The organism is Prosthecobacter sp. (assembly GCF_049294395.1).
Classification (GTDB): Bacteria; Verrucomicrobiota; Verrucomicrobiia; order Verrucomicrobiales; family Verrucomicrobiaceae; genus Prosthecobacter.
In genome coordinates, this window is sequence record NZ_JBAQCR010000295.1 from 1 (window position 1) to 5,772 (window position 5,772).

Sequence of the window (5,772 nt, forward strand, 5' to 3'; positions counted from 1 at the left end):
AGCCCCACCTTCACCCTCGTCCACGAGTACCTCGACGGCCGCCTCCCCATTTTCCACTTCGACTTCTACCGCATGGACTCCGCCGCCGAAGTCATCGGCATCGGCTGGGACGAATTCCTCACCGAACCCGGCGTCATCATCGTCGAATGGGCCGACATGTTCCCCGACCTCCTCCCCCCCCACACCCGCTGGTTCCAAATCGAACCAAAGCCAGATGGCTCACGCATCGTGACTGAGCGTGCCTCGTGAACATGAGGCTGATTCTGACAGGATTTGGTCGTCGTGATTTGAAATCTCGGCATTGAATGAATGTGAGTGAATCCCTTTGAGAAAATCCTGTGAATTCTGCCATCCTGTTAATCCTGTCCAAATCGGACCTTTGATGCCCACCACACTCCTAGCCCTCGACCTCTCCACCGCCCACGGCAGCATCGCCGTCGTGCGGGGCGATGACGTGCTCTTCCGCTCCACCTTCCAGTCCGAGCGCTCCCACAACGCCCAGGTCTTCGCCCCCTTGCGCGAAGCTCTCGCGGCTGCAGGCGATCAACTCACCGGCATCGTCATCGGCAACGGCCCCGGCTCCTACACCGGCGTCCGCATCGCCATCGCCGCCGCTCAGGGCATCGCACTTTCGCGCAATGTCTGGTGCGTCGGCTGGTCCTCCCTCACCGCGCCGGACCTGGATGCTCCCGCCAGTTACAACATCATTGGCGATGCCCGCCGCCAGAGTTTCTACCTGGCCCGCGTCGAAAACGGCCGCCTGCTGCCCGACCTCGAAATCGTTTCCGCCGAAATCGCCCGAGAAAAAAACGCCGATTGCGAAATAGTGTACACGTTCGACGCCAAATGTCCGCTCGGCCTGTCCCTCCGTTCCGCCAAACCAGACGCCGCCAAGCTTGCCAAAATCGTCCAATCCTTGCCTGCCGCCGAGCTCGCCGCCCTCATCGATCAGCCCCTCATTCCCCACTACCTCGCCGAAGCTTTCATCACCCTTCCCAAGCGCCCCACCCCATGACTCCCGAACTCATCTCCAACCACGTTTCCGAATGGGGCGAAGGCCCAATCTGGCACGGCGACCGCCTGTTGTACGTTGATATTGAAACTTATAAGATAATTGCCCTCACCCCATCGACAGGTGAAGAAAAGATCTGGGACGTCGGCCAGCGCGTCGGCACTGTCGTTCCCCGCGCCAGCGGCGGCTTGGTCTGGGCAGGCGACAACGGCTTCTTCTTCCTCGATGAATCCACCGGCATCAGCACCCCCATCGCCGATCCCGAGCCCAACCTCCCCGACAACCGCTTCAACGACGGCAAGTGCGATCCTGCCGGTCGCCTCTGGGCTGGCACCATTTGCCTCCAGAAGCGCCCTGATGCCTCTCTATACTGCCTGCATACCGATCTGCGTGTCGAAAAGAAATTCGGCCCTGTCACCAACTCCAATGGCATCATTTGGAACCGTGCTGCAAACACGATGTACTACATCGACACGCCCAGCAAAAAAGTGCGCGCCTTCGACTACGACAACGCCACCAGCGCCATCACCAACGAGCGCGTCGTCTGGGACACCAGCGCCGATCCCTCCTCCCCCGATGGCATGACCATCGACAGCGAAGATCGTCTCTGGATCGCCTTCTGCCACGGCGCCAAGGTGGTCTGCTTCAATCCCGCCACCCAGAAGGAGGAGATGCAGATCGACTTCCCCTGCGTCGAAACGACCGCCTGTGCCTTTGGCGGCCCTGATTTGCGCGATCTCTACATCACCACCGGCAAGAAACCCGACCTTGAAGAACCCCTCGCCGGACGCCTCTTCGTCTGCCGCCCCGGTGCGCAGGGCGTGCCATCCAGTGCATTTGGTGGATGACACCGTCTCAAGCTGTGGCCAGTTGGACGCATGATTCGTCCTGCTCTCTTCCTATTGGCTCTTCAACTCGCCAATGCTGAAGTCCCCCCCCAGAAGGTGGATGTGTGCGTGTATGGCGCAACGCCCGCAGGCATTGTGGCTGCTGTGACGGCAAGGCAGGAGGGGTGTTCGGTTCTCATCGTGGAGCCCAGCCGCTGGGTGGGCGGGATTCTCGGTGCGGGGATCAAGCCGATGCAGGACTGCGCGGCTCCGCAGGCGGTGGGCGGGCTGACAACGAGCCGTGTTTTCAAGCTGGGTAAACAGCCACCTGCCATCCGTCAGGCCTTCGCGGCGTGGTTGGAGGAGGAGAAGATTTCGGTGCTCTTTGAACATCGTGTGCAAAAGGTGGAAAAGACCGGAAAGGCGATCACGAAACTGGTGCTGGAGCTCGCGCCGCCAGACAAGAACGGGGTGCCTGCACCCAAGGCTGCGCAATCCGATGCGGCCGTGGTCGAGGCGAAGGTGTTCATCGATGCCAGCTATGAGGGAGATGTCATGGCGGCGGCTGCGGTGCCGTATGCGTTGGGGCGCGAAGCCAAGGAGGTCTTCAATGAAGAACTGGCAGGCGTCGGGCCGACGACGAACTGGACGCCCATTGATCCCTATGTAGTGCAAGGGGATGCCAAGAGCGGCCTGCTGCCGCTGGTGGATGCAGATCATGGCCTGCCGAAGGGCGCGGCGGATGATTACACGCAGGCCTACAACTACCGCTTCTACGTGACTCGCGATCCGGCGAAGCGAATCGCGTTTGAAAAGCCGGCGGCTTATGACGCGAAGGATTTTGAAGTGGTGGGGCGCTATGTGGAGCACCTCGTCCGCAGCACAGAGGGTGAGGAGAAGCTGCTCAAGCGGCTGCGGGACATTTTCCCCGGCTGGCTCAACAGCGGTGAGTACAACTACAAGCGTGATTCTTTGGTGACGATCGCGCCGCTGGGAGTGAGCCGGTATTACCAGGATGGGAATTGGGAGGCAAAGTCGCGCATCTGGAGGCAGCACAAGGACTACCTCAGTGGACTGCATTACTTTCTGAGCACTGACTCACGCGTGCCGGAGAAGTTCCGCGCCGAGACGGCGGCGCTCGGACTGGACAAAACGATGCACGCCGACACCGACGGCTGGCCCAATCAGCTCTATGTGCGGATCTCGCGACGCATGCAGGGGCCTTATGTGCTGACGCTGGCAGATGTGTGGAACAAGACGCAGGTGGAGGACAGCGTGGGCTTGGCGCTTTACGGTGTGGACATCTATCCGGTGCGTCGTTACGCCGTGGCAGATTTTGGCACCGGGAAGATGGGCGTGGCAACGGAGGGCAACATGTTTGTCGGCGGCTCCCAAGGTACGGGGCATCCTTATCCCATTCCGTATCGCGCGATCACGCCGAAGGCAGAGGCTTGCAGCAATCTGCTGGTGCCGGTCTGCTTCTCGGCCAGCTACATCGCGTATGCGTCTGCGCGCATGGAGCCGGTGTTTTGTGTGCTGGGTGAGTCGGCTGGCATCGCTGCCGCGCAGGCGATCCATGAAGGTGTGCCGGTGCAGCAAATGGATGCAATGAAGCTCCGCAGCCGCCTGCTTGAGCGCGGTCAAATCCTCGCATGGACAGGGCCGACGTTGCGGCATGAACCGGGCACGGTCGAGGCGGGAGAGTGGGACTCGAAAGAGGCTTGGAGCGAGGCCAAACCGGGATGGGAATGGCTGTTTCCGTTCATTGATATGGACAAGGACGGGAAGATTTCAACGACAGAGCATGCGGCGTTTCAGGCCTACAAGAAGCAACACCCTGACTGGATGAAGAAGCTCAAGGCGGGGAAAGCAGACTAGAGGCCCCCTCAATAATCACCGGAGCTTTGCGGCGGACGCCGATGTAGACGGGGGAGCGCTGGCGTTCTAGCCACTTGTGTTGAAAGGGGAGTTCGGTGTTGAAGGCGTGGAAGTGCCAGGGGCCGTCGTCGGTGCGGATGGAGTATTGCAGGGCGCGGCCGCCGTCGAGGAGGGTGGCATGCTGGACGCTCAGCTTGCGGGCGATCTCGGTGACTTCGCTGACGTTCATGACGCCGCCGTCGCCGGAGAGGACGAAGACGATGGTGCCGTCCTGGCGCATGCCGATGAGGGATCGGTAGCTGATTTTGGAACCGTCGAAGAAGGCGTCGGGCTTCAGATCCACATAGGAAAAAGTGGTGTGGTTCTTCATCACGGAGGGATAGACCTGGCAGCCTTCCTGAATGAGACCGGGGACTTCATTGAGCAGCGACTTCGGCCCGCACCACGGGCGGCCGTCTCTGACGAAGAAGCATCCGCTCCAGTCGCCGAAAGGGGGATTGACCTGACGGCCTTCGTGATAGACCCACCCCATGGGGAGTCCCTTGGGATCGCGAAAGTTCGCGGTGATGGTGAACCAAAAATTGCCGTCTTCCATGCGCTCCCTCGCCGTGGTGAGGGCAAACTTCGGCTGATAGGTCATCATGAAATCAAAGCGGTCAGGCGAGAGGGTGACGATCTGGATCTCCGCCCCGAAAACTCTCTGGGCGATGCTGGCCAGGGTGCCACCCTGGCGCCGGACTTTGAGGGTGGTCCAGCGCATGCCGGTCTCGCGATGGCGCTCGATTTGGGCGGTGTCGAGATCCCCGGCGGTCAAGGCGACGGCGGGTTTCCACTCGCCGCGCTTGGTGAGAATCTGGAGCGGTGCTTTGGAATCACGCACGCTGACGGCGACGACATTGCTGTTCAGATTGAAAAAGACCTCACCGGCAAGCCAGGCCAGCAGCGCGCCGGCAAGGGCGAGCAGCAGAAGCAGCTTGAGGCATCCGCGTTTTCTAATCATGGGGGTGGGGCAGCATGGAGAACAGTGAGTAACGATCAAGAGCCGATGTCATGCCGATGAATGAAGATTGATTCGGGCCCGGCCCTGTTCGAACTTTGAAGGTATGAAATTGAAACTGTTCTCCGCATTGTGGCTTCTCATTTCCCTCGGTCTGCAGGCGCAGACTCCTGCTCCGGCACTGACGCTGAAGGCCAGCACGGATCATCCGGATGCCTTGTACAAGGTGGGTGAGACGGCGACCTTCATGATCGAGGTGCTGCATGACGGCAAACCCCTGGCGGATGGGAAGGTGGTGTGCGTGCTTTCCAAGGATGGCGTGCAGCCGCAACCGCCGCAGACGCTGAATGTGAAGGACGGCAAGGCAACGCTCATCGGAAAGCTGGATGAACCCGGCTTTCTGCTGATGCGTGCCACGAGTGACAAGGCATCAACCATGGCCGGCGCAGGCTATGATCCATTGCTGCTCAAGCCCAGCATGCCTGTGCCGGAAGATTTTGATGCGTTCTGGGATGCCCAGAAGGCGGCGCTGGCGCAGGTGCCGGCGAAGGCGGTGCTCACACCCGTGACGACGGGGGTGCCGAAGGGTGTGGCGGCGTTTGATGTGCAGATCGACTGCGTGGGCAAACCGGTGAGCGGTTACTTTGGCAAACCGCTGCAAGCCAAGGCCAAGTCTCTCCCAGCGATCCTTCATGTGCATGGGGCCGGTGTGCGCAGTTCGACTCTCGGCAGCGTTTCCTGGGCGCTGAACGAAGGCGGAATGTTGTCGATGGACATCAATGCACACGGTCTGCCCAACGGGAGGCCGAAGGAGTTTTATGACGCGCTGGTGGCGGGAGAACTGAAGGGCTATCCGAACGCGAACCCGCAGGACCGCGAAAAGATCTACTTCAAAGGCATGTTCCTGCGTCTGATCCGTGCGATCGACTTTCTCACGGCGCAGCCGGAGTGGGATGGGAAGACGCTGATTGTGTATGGTTCCAGCCAGGGGGGCTTTCAGGCGTTTGCGGCGGCGGGGCTGGAGCAACGGGTCTCATTCATCTGCGCAGGCGTGCCTG

6 protein-coding genes are annotated in these 5,772 nt (G+C 60.7%); 5 read left to right on the forward strand and 1 reads right to left on the reverse strand.

What is annotated here, in order from left to right; genetic code table 11:
• From tsaE to WAW39_RS19740, 4 genes are all read left to right on the forward strand, one after another.
• Positions 1-249 (forward strand): tRNA (adenosine(37)-N6)-threonylcarbamoyltransferase complex ATPase subunit type 1 TsaE (gene tsaE / locus WAW39_RS19725; protein WP_422320878.1); only part of this gene is annotated, 249 nt, incomplete at its 5' end.
• A gap of 133 nt (positions 250-382) precedes the next feature.
• Positions 383-1,015 carry a tRNA (adenosine(37)-N6)-threonylcarbamoyltransferase complex dimerization subunit type 1 TsaB gene (tsaB, locus tag WAW39_RS19730; RefSeq protein ID WP_422320879.1) on the forward strand — a complete coding sequence of 211 codons (633 nt, stop codon included), beginning with the start codon at positions 383-385 and terminating at the stop codon, positions 1,013-1,015.
• Positions 1,012-1,860, forward strand: coding sequence for an SMP-30/gluconolactonase/LRE family protein (locus WAW39_RS19735; protein ID WP_422320880.1), 849 nt, complete (start codon positions 1,012-1,014; stop codon positions 1,858-1,860). The genes tsaB and WAW39_RS19735 overlap by 4 nt, the downstream gene beginning before the upstream one ends.
• A gap of 30 nt (positions 1,861-1,890) precedes the next feature.
• Positions 1,891-3,717: an FAD-dependent oxidoreductase gene (locus WAW39_RS19740; RefSeq protein WP_422320881.1), complete on the forward strand. Its 1,827-nt coding sequence runs from the start codon at positions 1,891-1,893 to the stop codon at positions 3,715-3,717.
• Here the strand turns inward: WAW39_RS19740 and WAW39_RS19745 are convergent.
• The gene (locus tag WAW39_RS19745; RefSeq protein WP_422320882.1) at positions 3,695-4,717 is read right to left on the reverse strand and encodes a phosphodiester glycosidase family protein; all 1,023 of its coding nucleotides are present in this window, start codon (positions 4,715-4,717) and stop codon (positions 3,695-3,697) included. The two genes, WAW39_RS19740 and WAW39_RS19745, sit on opposite strands and share 23 nt — an antisense overlap.
• A 103-nt stretch (positions 4,718-4,820) precedes the next feature.
• Here WAW39_RS19745 and WAW39_RS19750 point away from each other — a divergent pair.
• A partial coding sequence (locus WAW39_RS19750; protein ID WP_422320883.1) for an acetylxylan esterase occupies positions 4,821-5,772 on the forward strand: 952 nt, incomplete at its 3' end.

Excerpts from the sequence above, each read along its gene's own strand:
- tsaB (WP_422320879.1), top strand. The coding sequence starts at position 383 with ATGCCCACCACACTCCTAGCCCTCGACCTCTCCACCGCCCACGGCAGC.
- WAW39_RS19735 (WP_422320880.1), top strand. The coding sequence starts at position 1,012 with ATGACTCCCGAACTCATCTCCAACCACGTTTCCGAATGGGGCGAAGGC.
- WAW39_RS19740 (WP_422320881.1), top strand. The coding sequence starts at position 1,891 with ATGATTCGTCCTGCTCTCTTCCTATTGGCTCTTCAACTCGCCAATGCT.
- WAW39_RS19745 (WP_422320882.1), bottom strand. The coding sequence starts at position 4,717 with ATGATTAGAAAACGCGGATGCCTCAAGCTGCTTCTGCTGCTCGCCCTT.